The following is a 14,968-nucleotide window of genomic DNA, read 5'->3' on the forward strand; positions in this document are numbered from 1 at the left end:
GTGCCATGCTTCTGACTATTGATTGTGGTAACACGAATACAGTCTTCGCCGTATGGGACGGTACACAGTTTCTTGCGACATGGCGCACGTCTACGGAAACCACGCGCACTGCGGACCAGTATTTTGTCTGGCTGTCCACGCTGATGAACATCAAGGGCGTGAAGCTGGACATCACAGATGTCATCATCTCATCGACAGTGCCGCGCGTGGTGTTCAATCTGCGGGTACTGTGTGATCGCTATTTCGGCTGCCGCCCGCTGGTGGTCGGCAAGCCCGATTGCCTGTTGCCAGTGCCCCCGCGCGTTGACGAAGGGGTGCGCCCCGGCCCGGACCGGCTGGCCAATGCCGCAGGCGCGTTTGACCGGCATGGCGGGGATGTGGTGGTCGTGGATTTCGGCACCGCCACGAATTTTGATGTGGTGGCCCATGACGGTGCCTATGTGGGGGGGGTCATCTCTCCGGGGGTGAACCTGTCGCTGGAAGCGCTGCATCAGGGCGCGGCGGCGCTGCCGCATGTCGATATTTCCCGCCCCGAGAAGGTGATCGGCACAGATACAGTCGCCTGCATCCAGTCCGGTGTGTTCTGGGGCTATATCGGCCTGATAGAGGGGATAACGGCGCGTATCCGCGCGGAATATGGCCGACCGATGAAAATAATTGGCACAGGCGGGCTTGCACCCCTGTTCGCGCAGGCCGAATCGCTATTTGACACGGTCGAGGATGATCTGACATTACATGGCCTTTGCGTCATATACGACTACAACAAGGCCAACAGCAGTATACAGGAGCGGGCATGAGCAAGGACAGGCTGATCTATCTTCCCCTTGGTGGCGCAGGCGAGGTGGGCATGAATGCCTATGTCTTCGGCTATGGACCAAAAGGGCGCGAACGCCTGATCCTTGTTGATCTTGGCGTGACCTTTTCTGATATGGCGTCCAGCCCCGGTGTGGACCTTATCATGCCGGACCTGCGCTGGCTGGAAGAACGCCGCGACCGTCTGGAAGCGATTATCATCACCCATGCGCATGAAGACCATGTCGGCGCTGTGGGGCAGCTGTGGCACAAGTTGCGCGTGCCGGTCTATGCACGTGATTTCACCGCGCGGATTGCGCGGCTGAAAATGCAGGATGCCGGCCAGGATCCGGAACAGGTGATCACTGTCGGCAAGGCCCCCGAAACGCTGGAACTCGGCCCTTTCCGTGTGCAGTTTTTCCCCGTGGCGCATTCGCTGCCCGAAGCTTCGGGCGTGGTGATTGACACCCCTGCAGGCCGCGTCGTGCATTCGGGTGACTTCAAGGCCGACCGCACCCCCGGCGTGGGTGAACCCCATGACCCTGAAATGCTGGCACAGATCGGACGCAGTGGCGTCAAGGCACTACTATGCGACAGCACCAATGTCATGAATACGCATGCCGGACGGTCCGAGGCAACCCTGACCGCCCCCATCGCACAGCTGATGCGCGACGCGCGCGGCATGGTTGTGGCCACGACATTCGCGTCCAACGTGGCGCGGCTGAAAACACTCGCTGTGGCGGCGCATGAAGCAGGGCGGTCTGTGTGTCTGATGGGGCGGGCGATGCTGCGCATGACACAGGTGGCAACAGAAGCGGGCATCCTGAAGGACTTCCCCCCCACCATCAGCCCCGAAGCGGCCAAGGATGTTCCCCGCGAAAAGTTGCTGCTGATCGTGACAGGCAGTCAGGGTGAAGGGCGCGCTGCATCGGCACAACTGGCGCGCGGCACCTATATGGGGCTGAACATGAAAGAAGGCGATACCTTCCTGTTTTCGTCCATGACCATTCCGGGAAATGAACGCGAGGTCGGGCGCGTGGTGAATGCGTTTGCAAGGATGGGTGTTGATGTTCTGGATAATTCCGCCCGTCTTTACCATGTGTCAGGTCATGCCAACCGCCCCGATCTGGAAGCGATGCATGATTTGATACAACCGCAGATGCTGATCCCGGTTCATGGCGAACACCGGATGCTGCACGAGCATGCGAAACTGGCGATTGCGCGCGGCATGCAATCCATGGTGGTGCCGAACGGGGCGGTTGTCGACCTGACCGGCGCTGCCCCTGTCTTGGTGGACGAGGTGGAAACCGGCCGCGTTTATCTGGATGGCAGCCGTATGATCGGGGCGATGGACGGTATTGTTCGCGACCGGATTCGCATGGCCATCGGCGGACATGTTTTCGTGACGCTTATTCTGGACGAAGATGATGAGTTGCTGGGTGACCCATGGGCCGAAATCGTGGGCCTGCGCCCGACCGGCAAGGGTGGCCAACCCCTGAATGAAATCATCGAGGAAGAGCTTGCGCAATACCTGTCCCGCGCGGGTGCCAAGACGATGGCCGATGACGACAAACTGAATGACGGCTTGCGCCGTGTGGTGCGTCAGGTCACGATGGAAGAAATTGGCAAAAAACCGGAAGTCACGATTGTTGTCAGCCGCCTTATGAACGACTGATATGCAGCGGGGATGGGGGCTTGCGCCAACCATCCCCGCACCTTGTGACGTTTTTTTGGATATTTGTACCAGAATGAAAACCTGCTGTCCCTGACAGAACTGCGTCGGGTGTAGGACTTATTTCACGAAAATCTCGCGTGGGGTTTTGCACAGCAATTCCGGCCCGTTTTCGGTAATCAGGACCGGTTCGGTAATTTCCAGCCCGCCGTCATCCAGCCAAAGCGCGGGCATGAAATGCAGCACCATGCCCGGTTTCAGTTCAGTCATGGCCCCGCTGCGCAAGGACAGGGTGCGTTCGCCCCAATCCGGCGGGTAGCTAAGCCCAATGGAATAGCCACAGCGGTTGTCCTTCTCAAAGCCCTTCTTGTTCAGCGTGACATTGAAGGCGATGGCAACATCCTCGGCCCGTGCCCCTGGCCGACACCAGGCCAACCCGGCCTCCGTCGCTTCCAGAACGGCCTCTTCTGCGTGGCGATAAAGGTCCGGCACAGTGCCGAAAAACAGTGTGCGCGATTGCGGGCAATGATAGCGCCGGTGAACCCCGGCGATTTCGAAGAATGTCGCCTCGCCCGCGCGCATGGGGCGGTCATCCCATGTCAGATGCGCGGCAGTCGCATCCAGCCCGGAGGGGGCCATGGGCACAATTGCAGGATAGTCGCCCCATTGCCCGTCCGCGCCCTGAATGCCCGCGCGGGTGATTTCCGCCACCAGCATGTTTTTCGGCATGCCCGGTTCCGCCACATCCATAATAACCTGATGCATGCGTTCCACGATACGCGCGGCACGGCGTATATACAGCAATTCAGACTCGGATTTGACCAGCCTTTGCCAGTTCACCAACCCCGTGGCATCGACGAACCGTGCATCTCCCAGATGGTTGAGCAATGTTTGATGGGCCGCAGCGGAATAGTAGTAATTGTCCATCTCCACCCCGATCCAGCCGGTATGCCAGCCGCGATCAATGATCAGCGCAGACAGGGCTTCCATCGTGTGTTTCTGGGGGTTTTGCACGTAGCTGTCATCATAGGGAACAATATTCCCGCCCTCTTTCATGAACACGGTCCGGCGTGCGCCCGGCTCGTCAATGCCGCGCCCCCACCAGACGGGTTCCCCTTCCATTGGCAGCAGCACGGCCTGATGCACATAGAAGGACCAGCCGTCATAGCCGGAAATCCAGTTCATGTTGGACGGGTCGGAAATGACAAGCAGGTCAATGCCGCGCTTGGACATGTCCGCGCGGGTCAGGGCAATGCGCGCTTCATATTCGGCATCTGTGAAATTCGGGTTGGTGGTGGTCATGGGCGCGCAAACCTTGGACTGGGCGACGGAATGCCCCTTTCCCCGCCCGGATCATCCTTGGGGAAAGGGGGGTACAGAATGGATTACAACGCGCCGGTGACCGCGTTCAGGGCGTCGACAGTCGCATCGACCACCTGATCAATTTCAGCGGGCGTGATGCAGAGTGGCGGCGCAAAGCCGATAATTTCACCCTGCGGCATTGCGCGGGCAATAACATGGCGCTTGGCCATTTCACCCACGACCTGCGCGGTAACCTTGTCGGCGGCGTCAAAATCTGCACCTGTTGCAGGGTCGCGCTGTAACTCAATGGCAGCCATCAACCCTTCGCCGCGCACATCGCCCACGAACCGGTGCGACCCTAATGCGGTTTTCAACGCTTGCTGGAAATAAGCGCCGGTGTCGCGCGCATTCTGAACCAGACCCAGATCATCGACCAGTTTCAGGTTGGCAACCCCTGCCGCCGCCCCGATCGGGTGCGCGGAATAAGTCCAGCCATGCCCGAACGGTCCGAATTTGTCGGTGCCTTCTTCCAGCACCTTGAACAGGTCATCACTGACAATCGACCCCGACAGCGGCGCATAGGCCGACGTCAGCCCCTTGGCGATGGTGATGATATCAGGCGTGATCCCGTAATGGGTGGACCCCATCATGGTGCCCAGACGGCCGAAACCGGTCACAACCTCATCCGCGATCAGCAGGATGTCATGTTTTTTCAGAATAGCCTGAATCGCATCCCAATAGCCTGCGGGCGGCGGGACAATGCCGCCTGTGCCAAGGATCGGTTCGCCGATGAAAGCCCCGATCGTGTCCGCGCCTTCGCGCTCGATCAGCGCTTCCAGTTCCGCGGCGCAATGGGCGGTGAATTCGGCCTCTGACATGTCCTTGCGCGGGCGGCGGAAATAATAGGGCGCTTCGGTATGGACCACTTCGGACAATGGCAGGCCGAATTTGTTGTGAAAGGGCGTCAACCCCGTCAGTGACCCGGTAATCAGGCCGGACCCGTGATAGCCGCGCCAGCGCGAGATGATCTTGCGCTTTTCGGGGCGGCCCAGAACATTCTGGATATACCAGACAAGTTTCACATTGGTTTCATTGGCATCTGACCCGCCAAGGCCGAAATAAACCTTGTTCATATGCGCGGGCGCACGGTCTGCCACCATTTTTGCCAATGTGATCGATGCTTCTGTGCCGTGGCCGACATAGGCATGGTAATAGGACAGTTCATGCGCCTGTCTGGAAATTGCCTCGGCTATTTCGGTGCGGCCATAGCCGACATTGACGCAATACAGCCCTGCAAACGCGTCCAGAAAACGGTTGCCGTCGCGGTCTTCGATGAACACGCCGCTGCCGGTTTTTACGATGCGGTTTGCACTTTCCCCGCGCGCATGCTGGCCAAAAGCGGTGGAGGGGTGCAGAAAATTTTCCCGGTCCCACTGGCTGAGCTGGTCATTGGTAAGCATGGCACTTCCTTTCATCTGCCCCGGCCGGGGCGCATTCCTGTGTCGCTGTCGGGGGTGCGGGGAGGCTGATTCGTCCCCCGTCCTGGCCCCAACCTGCCGGAGGGGACAGGGCTTTGTCAAACGATGTTGACGCCGCAGCGCAGAACCGCACCATACACACGCATAGTGCAGGAAATTGCGCATCACCGCTAGGGTGTCTGTCCCTTTGGTGTCAGTCTGTAACTGCCTTCGGGCAGGTTCAGCGCGGCCCCCAGATCGCGCAGTTGCACCAGCGACAAGGTGATGACCACATCATCATTCCGCTGCGGGTTGAACTGGCGCAGGGTAATGCAATCTTCAAACGCGGTAATGACGATGTCTTCGCGCAATTCTTCTTGACGCGGCGCGCCTTCATCGACCAGCGTGACTATTGTGGCGTCGAAATCGTGTTCGATGGTAAACATGTGCCAAGCCTAGTGCAGGCGCTGGCACATGAAAAGGTCAAATCATCGCTTAGCGCTGGCCGGAAAACTGTGCTTCCCAATCGGCGCGGTTTTCATCCGTGATCTTGGTAAACAGGACATCGGGAACGCTGAAAGCATGGCCAGCATCCAGATGAGTCAGCGCATCAGCCGCGCTCTCCGGCCAGGACCAGTCGTCGCAATTCATGGCCGCCATCATGCTGGCGGTCGCATCCGGTATGAACGGGCGTGAGATGATGGCGTAGAACCGGATCAGGTTCAGCGCCAGCCGGATTTGCGCAGCGGCCTGTTCCGGGTCGGACTTGAAGACCGACCATGGTGCCGCATCCTGCAGATATTCATTGCCCAGCACCCAAAGCGCGCGCAAATCCGCGGCGGATTTGCGGATTTCCATCCCTTCCATATGCGTTTCATAGGCGCGCAGGCGGGTATTGAGGGCGTCCATAAGTGCGGCTTCGCGGTCACCATAGCTGCCGCCTTCGGGCAGCGCCTCGCCGAATTTTGACCGGCAGAACTTGGTCACACGGCTGACCAGATTGCCCAGAACATCGGCCAGATCCTTGTTCACGCTGGCCTGAAAGTTTTCCCACGTGAATTCAGAATCCGAACTTTCGGGGGCATGTGACAACAGCCACCAGCGCCAGTAATCAGCGGGCAGAATTGCCAGCGCTTGGTCCATGAAAACGCCGCGCCCCTGCGATGTTGAAAATTGTCCACCATCATAATTCAGGTAATTGAATGACTTGATGTAATCGACCAGTTTCCATGGCTCGCCGGATCCCATCAGCGTGGCGGGGAAACCCAGCGTGTGGAAGGGCACATTGTCCTTGCCCATGAATTGCACATATCGAACATCATCCGCGCCAAGGTCCGTACGCCACCAGCGTTGCCATGCACTGTCATCAAATCCTTGCGCATCGGCCCATTCGGCGGTGGCGGCAATATACTCGATGGGGGCGTCGAACCAGACATAGAACACCTTGCCTTCCATGCCAGGCCAGTCTTCGGTGCCCTTCCTGACGGGAATTCCCCAGTCCAGATCGCGGGTAATGCCGCGGTCCTGCAACCCGTCACCGTCATGCAGCCATTTCTTGGCGATGGATGTTGTCAGGATAGGCCAGTTGCGCTGGCTGTCGATCCATTGGTCCAGCCGGTCGCGCATATTGGACTGGCGCAGGAACAGATGCTTGGTTTCGCGCACTTCCAGATCGGTGGACCCCGAAATTGCGGACCGCGGATTAATCAGGTCAGTTGGGGCAAGTTGCTTGGTGCAGTTTTCACATTGGTCACCGCGCGCGCGGTCATAGCCGCAATTGGGGCAGGTGCCTTCAATATAGCGGTCCGGCAGAAAGCGGCCATCGGCGTTGGAATAGACCTGTTTTTCCGACACTTCGGAAATAAGTCCCGCATCTGCCAGTTTGCCCGCCAGATGTTGGGTCAGCATATGGTTGCGCTGGCTGGAGGACCGCCCGTAATGGTCAAATGACAGCCGGAACCCGCGCGCCAGTTCTGCCTGCACATCATGCATTTCCGCGCAATAGTCGGCCACTGGTTTCCCGGCCTTGGCGGCGGCCAGTTCCGCGGGGGTGCCATGTTCATCGGTCGCGCAGATAAACATCACCTCATGCCCGCGTGCGCGGCTGTAGCGCGCATAAAGGTCGGCCGGAAGCTGACTGCCGACAAGATTGCCCAGATGTTTGATGCCATTGATATATGGCAGGGCCGAGGTGATCAGAATTCGCGCCATGATGGTCCCCGTATATGCGTATTTGCCCCCGTTTAGTGCAATTCCGCGCCAAGAGGAAACCAGTTTTATTTTTTTGCCCCGGTCGTGCTGGCATGGGCCTTTGCCGGTGGGTCCAGACATGCGGCCAATCGTGCAAAGGCCTGCCTGATCCCCCCTGGTGCCGGTTCTGCGACAAAAGCGTCCAGCGCGGGCCAGACCCTGATTGCGCGGTCGACCAGCGGGTCGGAACCGGCGTCATACAGCCCCGCCTGAATCATCATTTCCGCGCGGTCATAGGCCCCCAGCATACGGCGCGCTTCGGATATGCGGGCGTTTTCTTCCGGTGTGGCAGCCTTGGGCAGGGCGCGGCTGACCGATCGCAGCACATCGATTGCCGGGAACCGCCCGCGTTCGGCAATGGCGCGGTCCATGACAACATGCCCGTCCAGCACCCCGCGCAGAATATCGGCCACGGGCTCTTCCATATCGGACCCGGCGACCAGAACCGTGAAAATGCCGGTAATTGCGCCCACCCCGTCCAGACCGGGGCCTGCGCGTTCGGCCAGTGCCATGATCTGATGCGCGGTCGACGGGGGGAAACCGCGCAGGCTGCCGTCTTCGCCGCCGGACAGGGCCACTTCGCGGTGTGCTTCGGCAAGGCGGGTAATGCTGTCGGCCAGATACAGCACCTGCTTGCCCTGATCGCGGAAATATTCCGCCACGCACATGGCGGCGGCGGCGCAACGCCTGCGCGTCAGCGGCGGCTGGTCCGATGTCGCTGTGACCACAACTGACCGCGCCATTCCTTCGGGGCCAAGCACATCTTCGATGAAATCGCGTAATTCGCGCCCGCGCTCGCCGATCAGTGCAATCACCACCACATCTGCCTGCATGTTGCGCGCGAAATTGCCCAGCAGCATGGATTTCCCCACCCCGGACCCCGCGAACAGGCCGATACGCTGCCCCTCGACCAGCGGCAGAAGGGTGTTGAACACGGCCATGCCAGTATTCAGCCTGGCCCCCAGCCGCCCGCGCCGTGCCGGGTCCGGTGGGTTCTGGCGCAAGGGGCGTGCGACCGGTCCCGGCAATATCGGGCGGCCGTCCAGCGACTGGCCATAGGGATCGATTACCCGCCCGATCCAGCTGTCATCGGGGGCAAGCCCGCGCGAACCGATCAGTTCCGCCCTGTCGCCAATGGCCAGCCCGTCACATGGCCCGTCGGGCAGGGCAATCACCTCGGCTTCTGTCATGCGCAGAATTTCGGCATGAACGGTTGTCCCGTCCTGCGCCCCCACCTCCAGCCAGTCGCCGATTCGCGCTTCGCGTATCAACCCGCTTATGCCAAGCGTCTGCCCGTCGATCCACATGATACGACCGGACACGCGCACGACACGCATTTTCGCAACCTCTGCGCGAAGTAAATCCAGATGGTTCATCCCGTTCCTTTCGCGGCTTCTGCTGCTTTTGCGACTGTTGGTTACCTATCCTTAAGCGAATCAGTCTTAAGGATGAGTGTATCCAAATGACGGGAGAAGCCCTCATGTTCGAATTACCTGATGTCATGCGCATGGCGCAGCAGATGGCGCGCCACGCCGCCGCGCGGCAGGTGGTGATATCTGAAAATGTCGCCCATGCCGACACGCCGGGATATCAGGCGCGCGATCTGCCCAGCTTCGGCGCGACATATGCTGATGGCCTGTCCTTGCGTGCAACGCGGGCGGGCCATTTCGGTTTTGACACTGCTGCGGGGGTGCCTGCCGCGCGGACCGACCCGACCACGACAACCCGTTCCCCGAATGGCAACACCGTATCGCTGGAACACCAGATAATGCGGGCCGCCGAAACCCGGCAAAGCCATGACATGGCGCTGTCCGTCTATTCCGCCGCGCGCAACATCCTGCGCACGGCGCTTGGCAATTAGGGGGGCATCAAATGGCTGATCTGTTAGGGGTTTTTACTGTCGCGGCGTCCGGCATGGACGCGCAATCGCGCCGTCTGCGGCATGTATCCGAAAATATTGCCAATGCCGATACCCCCGGCTACCGGCGCAAAACCATTGATTTTCACGCAACAATTGACCGGGCGAGTGGACTGGCGCGCGTCGCTGTCGGCCCCGTTATTCTTGATCGTGGGGAATTGCCGCGTGTCTATGACCCGGGCCATGCCCTGGCGGATGAACAGGGATATTATGATGGGTCGTCTGTTGATCAGATGATCGAAATCGCCGACGCGCGCGAAGCCGGGCGCAGTTACGAAGCCAATTTACGCATGTTCGATCAGGCGCGGCAGATGTCGCAGGGCCTGCTTGATCTGCTGCGCCGTTAAAAGGGACCTGAGACATGAAAATTCCAGCAAGCATTGCTGTCCAAAGCTACGATCTGGCGCGCAACGCCGCCGCCCCCGGCCCGAAGGACGGGGGGACAGCGCGCGCCGAAGCCGCATTTGGCGCGCAGATGGCCAGTTTCACCGAAACCCTGCGTCAGGCCGATACCGCTGCCGCCAGTTCCATGATCACCGGTGCCAACCCTCACGCGCTGGTTGAAGCGGTGGCCGCCACCGAACTGGCCGTCGAAACCGCCGTTGCTGTGCGCAACAAGGTGGTCGAGGCGTATCTCGAAATTCTGCGCATGCCGGTCTGAGCCATGAATGAAGCGGTTTTCTTTGACACATTGCGCCAGGGCCTGTGGGTCGCGACGCTGATTGCAATTCCCATCCTGACCGCCGCGCTGGTCGCGGGCATAACAGTGGGGCTGTTTCAGGCACTGACCTCGATTCAGGAAATGACGCTGACATTTGTTCCCAAACTGGCGGCAATCCTTGTCGTGTTCTGGGTGTCGATGAGTTTCATGACCGCGACACTGGTCGCCTTTTTCCATGACCAGATTCTGCCCCTTATCGCCGGGGGTGTGTGATGGATAACGCAGCCTATGTCGCGCTGACACGCCTTTCGGGCCTGAAACGTGAAATGCAGGTGATTGCCCATAACATCGCCAATGCATCGACGACGGGATACCGGCGCGAAGGCGCGATATTCTCTGAATTTGTCGTGGGTGGGCGCGGGCAGGATACGTCATTGTCCATGGCATTGGGCAACACACGCCAGACCTTTCAGACGCAGGGCGAGTTGACACAGACGAACGGTAATTTCGATCTTGCTATCGAAGGGGACGGGTTCTTCCAGCTGGAAACCCCGCAAGGGCTGCGGCTGACACGCGCAGGTATGTTCACGCCCAATGCCGCTGGTGAACTTGTCAATATGGACGGGCATTTGCTGCTGGACGCGGGCGGGGCACCGATTTTCGTGCCCCCGGACGCCCGGTCGGTCGCCATGTCCGGCGATGGCACATTCTCTGCGGATGGCCAGCCTTTTGCGCAGGTCGGTCTGGTGCGCCCGGCTGACCCGGTCACAATGACCCGCGCCGCCGGAACCTTGTTCGCAGTCGATGGCGAGCTGGAGCCGGTTCTGGACGCACGCCTTCGCCAGGGGTTTCTGGAAGGGTCCAACGTGGATCCGATGCCCGAATTGGCGCGGATGATTGCCGTTCAGCGTGCCTATGAACAGGGCCAGCGCCTGCTGGAACGCGAAGATGACCGGATCAAGACCGTGATCCAGACACTGGGCCGATAACCATGAAAAGGAACATTTGATGAAAGCGCTTCACATCGCCGCCACCGGAATGAGCGCGCAGCAGATGCGCGTTGACACGATTTCCAACAACCTCGCGAATATGAGCACATCTGGCTATAATGCCCGCCGCGCGGAATTCGCGGATCTGCATTATCAGCAATTTGCCCGTGCGGGGGCAATCAATGCCGCGGACGGAACGGTCTTGCCAACAGGTATTCAGCTTGGCCATGGCGTGCGGCCCGCGGCGGTCAGCATGCAGATCCAGCAGGGCGCGCTGGCCCAGACCAATGGCGACCTTGATCTTGCGATCGAGGGGAAGGGTTTTTTCTCCGTGACGCTGCCGGACGGGCAGGCCGCCTATACACGCGATGGCGCCCTGAAACGGACAGGCGACGGGCTTATCGTCAATTCCGAAGGGTTCGAAGTGACCCCGGGTATCGTCATTCCCAACGATGCGCGTGCGATTTCCATCAATGCCGAAGGCGAAGTTTATGCCTATTTCGCGGGGCAGGTGCAGCCCCAGCTTCTGGGGCAGCTGACCCTGACCGGGTTTGCCAATGAAAAGGGGCTGGAAGCCATCGGGTCGAACCTGTTTCTCGAAACCGAAGCCTCCGGCCCCGGTTTCGAGGCTGCACCGGGCACGGATGGTCTGGGAACCGTGCGGGCAGGGTATCTTGAAGAAAGCTCTGTGGACCCGGTGCGCGAAATGACCGAATTGATCAAGGCGCAGCGCGGGTATGAGCTGAATTCCAAGGTCATCACTGCGGTCGACCAGATGATGGGCGCAACGACGCAGGTACGCTGATGCGGAATGTTCTGATCCTGCTTCTGGCACTTTTGCCGCAGATTGCGGCGGCCCAGAGCCTAGTGGCCACCCGGCTGATCCGCGCGACGGAAATCATTGGCCCCGGCGACATTGCCATCCATGACACTGCCATCCCCGGTGCTGCGGCATCCGTGGATCAGGTTATCGGGCTGGAAACCCGCGTGGCCATCTATCCCGGTCGTCCGGTGCGGTTGTCCGAACTTGGGCCTGCTGCTGTCGTGGAACGCAATGATGTTGTCCAGATTCTGTATCGCAGCGGGGCGCTGACCATCCTGACAGAAGGGCGAGCGCTGGCTCGGGGTGCCATCGGGGATCAGGTCAGCGTCATGAACCTGGCATCACGTCAATCCGTTCAGGGAACGATCATGCATGCCGGTTTTGTCGAAGTCAGCGCGCAGCGCCGACCGCTGCGATAGGAACATAATGACCATGAGGGTTATCATGAACAAGACATCTTCCGGGCACCATGCCGCTATCATGCTTTGCGCGATCACGCTGATGGCCTGCCAACCACTGAACGAAGTGGGGCGTGCCCCCGCCTTCAGTTCCCCCGATCACAGCATCGAGCATGCGGCCCTTTATCGCGTGCCATTGCCTGAAAGCGCTGACCCCCGCTCCCCTACCGCGCCTTCATCGCTTTGGTCGGTGGGTCAGCGGTCGTTGCTGGGGGATCGCAGGGCCGGGGGGCAAGGGGACATCATGACTGTCGTGATAGAAATAAACGACAGTGCCGAAATTTCCAACAACACATCGCGCGGGCGCACCGGGTCGAGCAGTATGGGTATTCCGCAGTTCTTTGGCCTACCACAAGCGATCGACAGCAAGAATGAAGGCGGGTTCAGCATTGGCGCCGGAATTGAAACCAATAGCGGCAGTAGTTTTTCGGGCAATGGTTCGGTCCGGCGCAATGAGAAGCTGACTTTGCGGGTGGCCTCCACGGTTGTGGAAGTCCTGCCCAATGGCGTGATGCGCATCGAGGGGCGTCAGGAAGTGCGCGTCAATCACGAATTGCGCGAATTGCTGGTCACGGGCTATGTGCGCCCGACCGACATCTCGCGTCAGAATGAAATCACCTATGACAAGATTGCCGGTGCGCGCATTTCCTATGGCGGGCGCGGCGTGATCTCGACCATGCAGCAACCGCGCTATGGCCAACAGATCATCGATATTCTGGCACCGTTCTGAATGTTCAGGTGCAAGGGGGCATTATGGCAAAGCTGATACCAATTCTGCTTATCGTATTCGGGCTGGCCGGTGGTGTCGGCGCGGGGCTTTGGTTGCGCCCGGTGCCGGAACCATCGGCAACCGCACAGCAGGCTGTGCCCTTGCCGGAGTCGCGCCGCGAAAATACAGTGCTGCACGACATGTCCAACCAGTTCATGGTTCCCTTGCTGGAAGGGGACAGGATTGTCTGGGTCATCGTCATTTCGCTGACATTGGAAGTGGACGGGGCGCATATGGACGCCGTGATCCGCAATGAGCCGCGATTGCGTGACCGCTTTCTACAGGCCATGTTCGACCATGCCAACAGCGGCGGGTTTGATGGCATGTTCACCTCGAACAACAACATGAACCTGCTACGGCAGGCCTTGCTGGAGACCGGGCAGAACCTGCTGGGGCGCGATGCTGTTGCGGGCGTGCTGATCACGGATATATTGCGCAGCGGCACCTGATCCCGTGTTCTGCCCTTGACCTTATGCGGTTGCTGGACCAGCTTCGGGCCAGTGTTTGCAACCTGAAGGCCCAAGGACATGACCCAGAATTCTGCAGAAATCTTCCCGGCGCATGATGGCGGACCGGCGCTTGATCCGGATTTGTTGACGGGATTGGCGAAACTGGCGGTGCATGTGGGGCTGAACCTTCAGCAGGGGCAGGATCTGGTGATGACGACCCCGGCATCAGCCTTGCCGCTGGCACGCGCAATCACGGCAGAAGCCTATCGGGCGGGGGCGGGGCTCGTCACGCCGATCGTCAGCGACCGCGACATGACGCTGGCGCGGTTTCACCATGCGCAGGATGCCAGTTTTGACCGGGCACCTGACTGGCTTTATGACGCGATGGCCAAAGCCTATGAAAACGGTGCGGCGCGCCTGGCGCTGGTGGGCGAGGATCCGTTTTTGCTGTCACATGAGGATGCGTCGAAAGTGGGGCGCGCGAACCGCGCGAATGCAGCGGCCTACCGGCCCGCGCTGGCACCGATTGCGGGGTTTCATATCAACTGGTCGATCATTGCCTGCCCGACACCGGATTGGGCGCAGCGCATGTTTCCCGACCTTGCGCCGCAAGCGGCGTTTGATCTGCTTGCGCAGGCCATACGCATGACCGCGCGGTTGGACCAGCCCGACCCGGTTGCGGCCTGGGCGGCGCATAATGCGCATCTGGCGCAGCGTTGTGCCCGGCTGAATGATGCACGTTTCGACAGCCTGCATTTTCGCGGGCCGGGCACTGACCTGCGGGTCGGTCTGGCGGACGGGCATTTCTGGCAAGGCGGCGCTTCGGTCGCGCGCAACGGGGTGCGGTGCAACCCGAATATCCCCACGGAGGAGGTATTCACCACCCCCCATGCCGCGCGCGTGGATGGAGTTGCGCGCGCGACCAAACCATTGTCGCATCATGGAAGCCTGATTGAGGACATTACCATGCGCTTCGAAAATGGCCGCGTTGTGGAGGCGCGCGCCGCCCGCGGCGATGAGGTCCTGCAGGACATGTTGTCTACGGATGACGGGGCCGCGCGACTTGGTGAAGTTGCGCTTGTGCCGCACAGCTCGCCCGTATCGCGAAGCGGGCATCTGTATTTCAACACCCTGTTTGACGAAAATGCAGCGTCGCATATTGCGATGGGGCAATGCTACGCGTCCTGTCTGGAAGGGGGCGACGGGCTGTCGAAGGAAGATATCGCCGCGCGTGGCGGCAATGAAAGCCTGATCCATGTGGACTGGATGATCGGGTCCGCGCAGATGGACGTGGACGGTCTGCATGCAGGCGGGGATACGGTTGCCCTGATGCGTGCGGGCGAATGGGTCGATTTCTAGCGCATGTCGCAAGACGAAACGGGAGCCGGTTTCCCGTTTCCAGGGCATGCGTTATCAAACCGTCAGGGC

General features: G+C 60.1%; 17 protein-coding genes. 12 read left to right on the plus strand and 5 right to left on the minus strand.

Annotated features, from left to right (window positions below; genetic code table 11):
- Positions 1–5: 5 nt before the first annotated feature.
- Together PUT78_RS03445 and PUT78_RS03450 are read left to right on the plus strand one after the other, a co-directional pair.
- Positions 6–797 (plus strand): type III pantothenate kinase, encoded by a 792-nt coding sequence (locus tag PUT78_RS03445; protein ID WP_274350708.1) that lies wholly within the window; start codon positions 6–8, stop codon positions 795–797.
- Entirely contained in the window at positions 794–2,467 is a 1,674-nt protein-coding gene (locus tag PUT78_RS03450) for a ribonuclease J (protein WP_274350709.1), read from the plus strand. The genes PUT78_RS03445 and PUT78_RS03450 overlap by 4 nt, the downstream gene beginning before the upstream one ends.
- A 117-nt stretch (positions 2,468–2,584) precedes the next feature.
- On the opposite strand, the gene PUT78_RS03455 is transcribed toward PUT78_RS03450, so the two are convergent.
- The 5 genes from PUT78_RS03455 to PUT78_RS03475 all read right to left on the minus strand — a co-directional run bounded on the left by PUT78_RS03455 (position 2,585) and on the right by PUT78_RS03475 (position 8,849).
- Positions 2,585–3,766, minus strand: coding sequence for a M24 family metallopeptidase (locus PUT78_RS03455; protein WP_274350710.1), 1,182 nt, complete (start codon positions 3,764–3,766; stop codon positions 2,585–2,587).
- Positions 3,767–3,849: 83 nt separating this feature from the next.
- Positions 3,850–5,226, minus strand: coding sequence for an aminotransferase (locus tag PUT78_RS03460; RefSeq protein ID WP_274350711.1), 1,377 nt, complete (start codon positions 5,224–5,226; stop codon positions 3,850–3,852).
- A gap of 188 nt (positions 5,227–5,414) precedes the next feature.
- Positions 5,415–5,669: a hypothetical protein gene (locus PUT78_RS03465; RefSeq protein ID WP_274350712.1), complete on the minus strand. Its 255-nt coding sequence runs from the start codon at positions 5,667–5,669 to the stop codon at positions 5,415–5,417.
- 49 nt (positions 5,670–5,718) lie between these two features.
- Complete coding sequence (gene metG, locus PUT78_RS03470) at positions 5,719–7,434, minus strand: methionine--tRNA ligase (RefSeq protein ID WP_274350713.1); 1,716 nt, start codon at positions 7,432–7,434, stop codon at positions 5,719–5,721.
- Between the two features lie 65 nt (positions 7,435–7,499).
- Positions 7,500–8,849 (minus strand): FliI/YscN family ATPase, encoded by a 1,350-nt coding sequence (locus PUT78_RS03475; RefSeq protein WP_274350714.1) that lies wholly within the window; start codon positions 8,847–8,849, stop codon positions 7,500–7,502.
- 104 nt (positions 8,850–8,953) lie between these two features.
- Between PUT78_RS03475 and PUT78_RS03480 the strand changes: the two genes are divergently transcribed.
- The 10 genes from PUT78_RS03480 to PUT78_RS03525 all read left to right on the plus strand — a co-directional run bounded on the left by PUT78_RS03480 (position 8,954) and on the right by PUT78_RS03525 (position 14,899).
- Positions 8,954–9,334, plus strand: a complete 381-nt coding sequence (locus tag PUT78_RS03480; RefSeq protein ID WP_274350715.1) for a FlgB family protein — start codon at positions 8,954–8,956, stop codon at positions 9,332–9,334.
- 11 nt (positions 9,335–9,345) lie between these two features.
- A complete protein-coding gene (gene flgC, locus PUT78_RS03485; protein WP_274350716.1) occupies positions 9,346–9,738 on the plus strand; it encodes a flagellar basal body rod protein FlgC in 393 nt (130 codons plus the stop codon).
- 14 nt (positions 9,739–9,752) lie between these two features.
- On the plus strand, positions 9,753–10,052 hold the full coding sequence (fliE, locus tag PUT78_RS03490; protein WP_274350717.1) for a flagellar hook-basal body complex protein FliE: 300 nt from the start codon (positions 9,753–9,755) through the stop codon (positions 10,050–10,052).
- A 3-nt stretch (positions 10,053–10,055) separates the two neighbouring features.
- A complete protein-coding gene (locus PUT78_RS03495; protein WP_274350718.1) occupies positions 10,056–10,325 on the plus strand; it encodes a flagellar biosynthetic protein FliQ in 270 nt (89 codons plus the stop codon).
- Positions 10,325–11,041: a flagellar hook-basal body complex protein gene (locus PUT78_RS03500; RefSeq protein ID WP_274350719.1), complete on the plus strand. Its 717-nt coding sequence runs from the start codon at positions 10,325–10,327 to the stop codon at positions 11,039–11,041. The genes PUT78_RS03495 and PUT78_RS03500 overlap by 1 nt, the downstream gene beginning before the upstream one ends.
- 19 nt (positions 11,042–11,060) lie before the next feature.
- Positions 11,061–11,846, plus strand: a complete 786-nt coding sequence (gene flgG / locus PUT78_RS03505; protein ID WP_274350720.1) for a flagellar basal-body rod protein FlgG — start codon at positions 11,061–11,063, stop codon at positions 11,844–11,846.
- Positions 11,846–12,283 carry a flagellar basal body P-ring formation chaperone FlgA gene (gene flgA, locus PUT78_RS03510; RefSeq protein WP_274350721.1) on the plus strand — a complete coding sequence of 146 codons (438 nt, stop codon included), beginning with the start codon at positions 11,846–11,848 and terminating at the stop codon, positions 12,281–12,283. The genes flgG and flgA overlap by 1 nt, the downstream gene beginning before the upstream one ends.
- A 25-nt stretch (positions 12,284–12,308) precedes the next feature.
- A complete protein-coding gene (gene flgH, locus PUT78_RS03515) occupies positions 12,309–13,052 on the plus strand; it encodes a flagellar basal body L-ring protein FlgH (RefSeq protein ID WP_274350722.1) in 744 nt (247 codons plus the stop codon).
- A 23-nt stretch (positions 13,053–13,075) separates the two neighbouring features.
- Positions 13,076–13,540 (plus strand): flagellar basal body-associated protein FliL, encoded by a 465-nt coding sequence (locus PUT78_RS03520; protein WP_274350724.1) that lies wholly within the window; start codon positions 13,076–13,078, stop codon positions 13,538–13,540.
- 78 nt (positions 13,541–13,618) lie between these two features.
- On the plus strand, positions 13,619–14,899 hold the full coding sequence (locus tag PUT78_RS03525) for an aminopeptidase (RefSeq protein WP_274350725.1): 1,281 nt from the start codon (positions 13,619–13,621) through the stop codon (positions 14,897–14,899).
- Positions 14,900–14,968: the final 69 nt, after the last annotated feature.

The sequence above is a fragment of the Roseinatronobacter alkalisoli genome (assembly GCF_028745735.1).
GTDB classification, from domain to species: Bacteria; Pseudomonadota; Alphaproteobacteria; order Rhodobacterales; family Rhodobacteraceae; genus Roseinatronobacter; species Roseinatronobacter alkalisoli.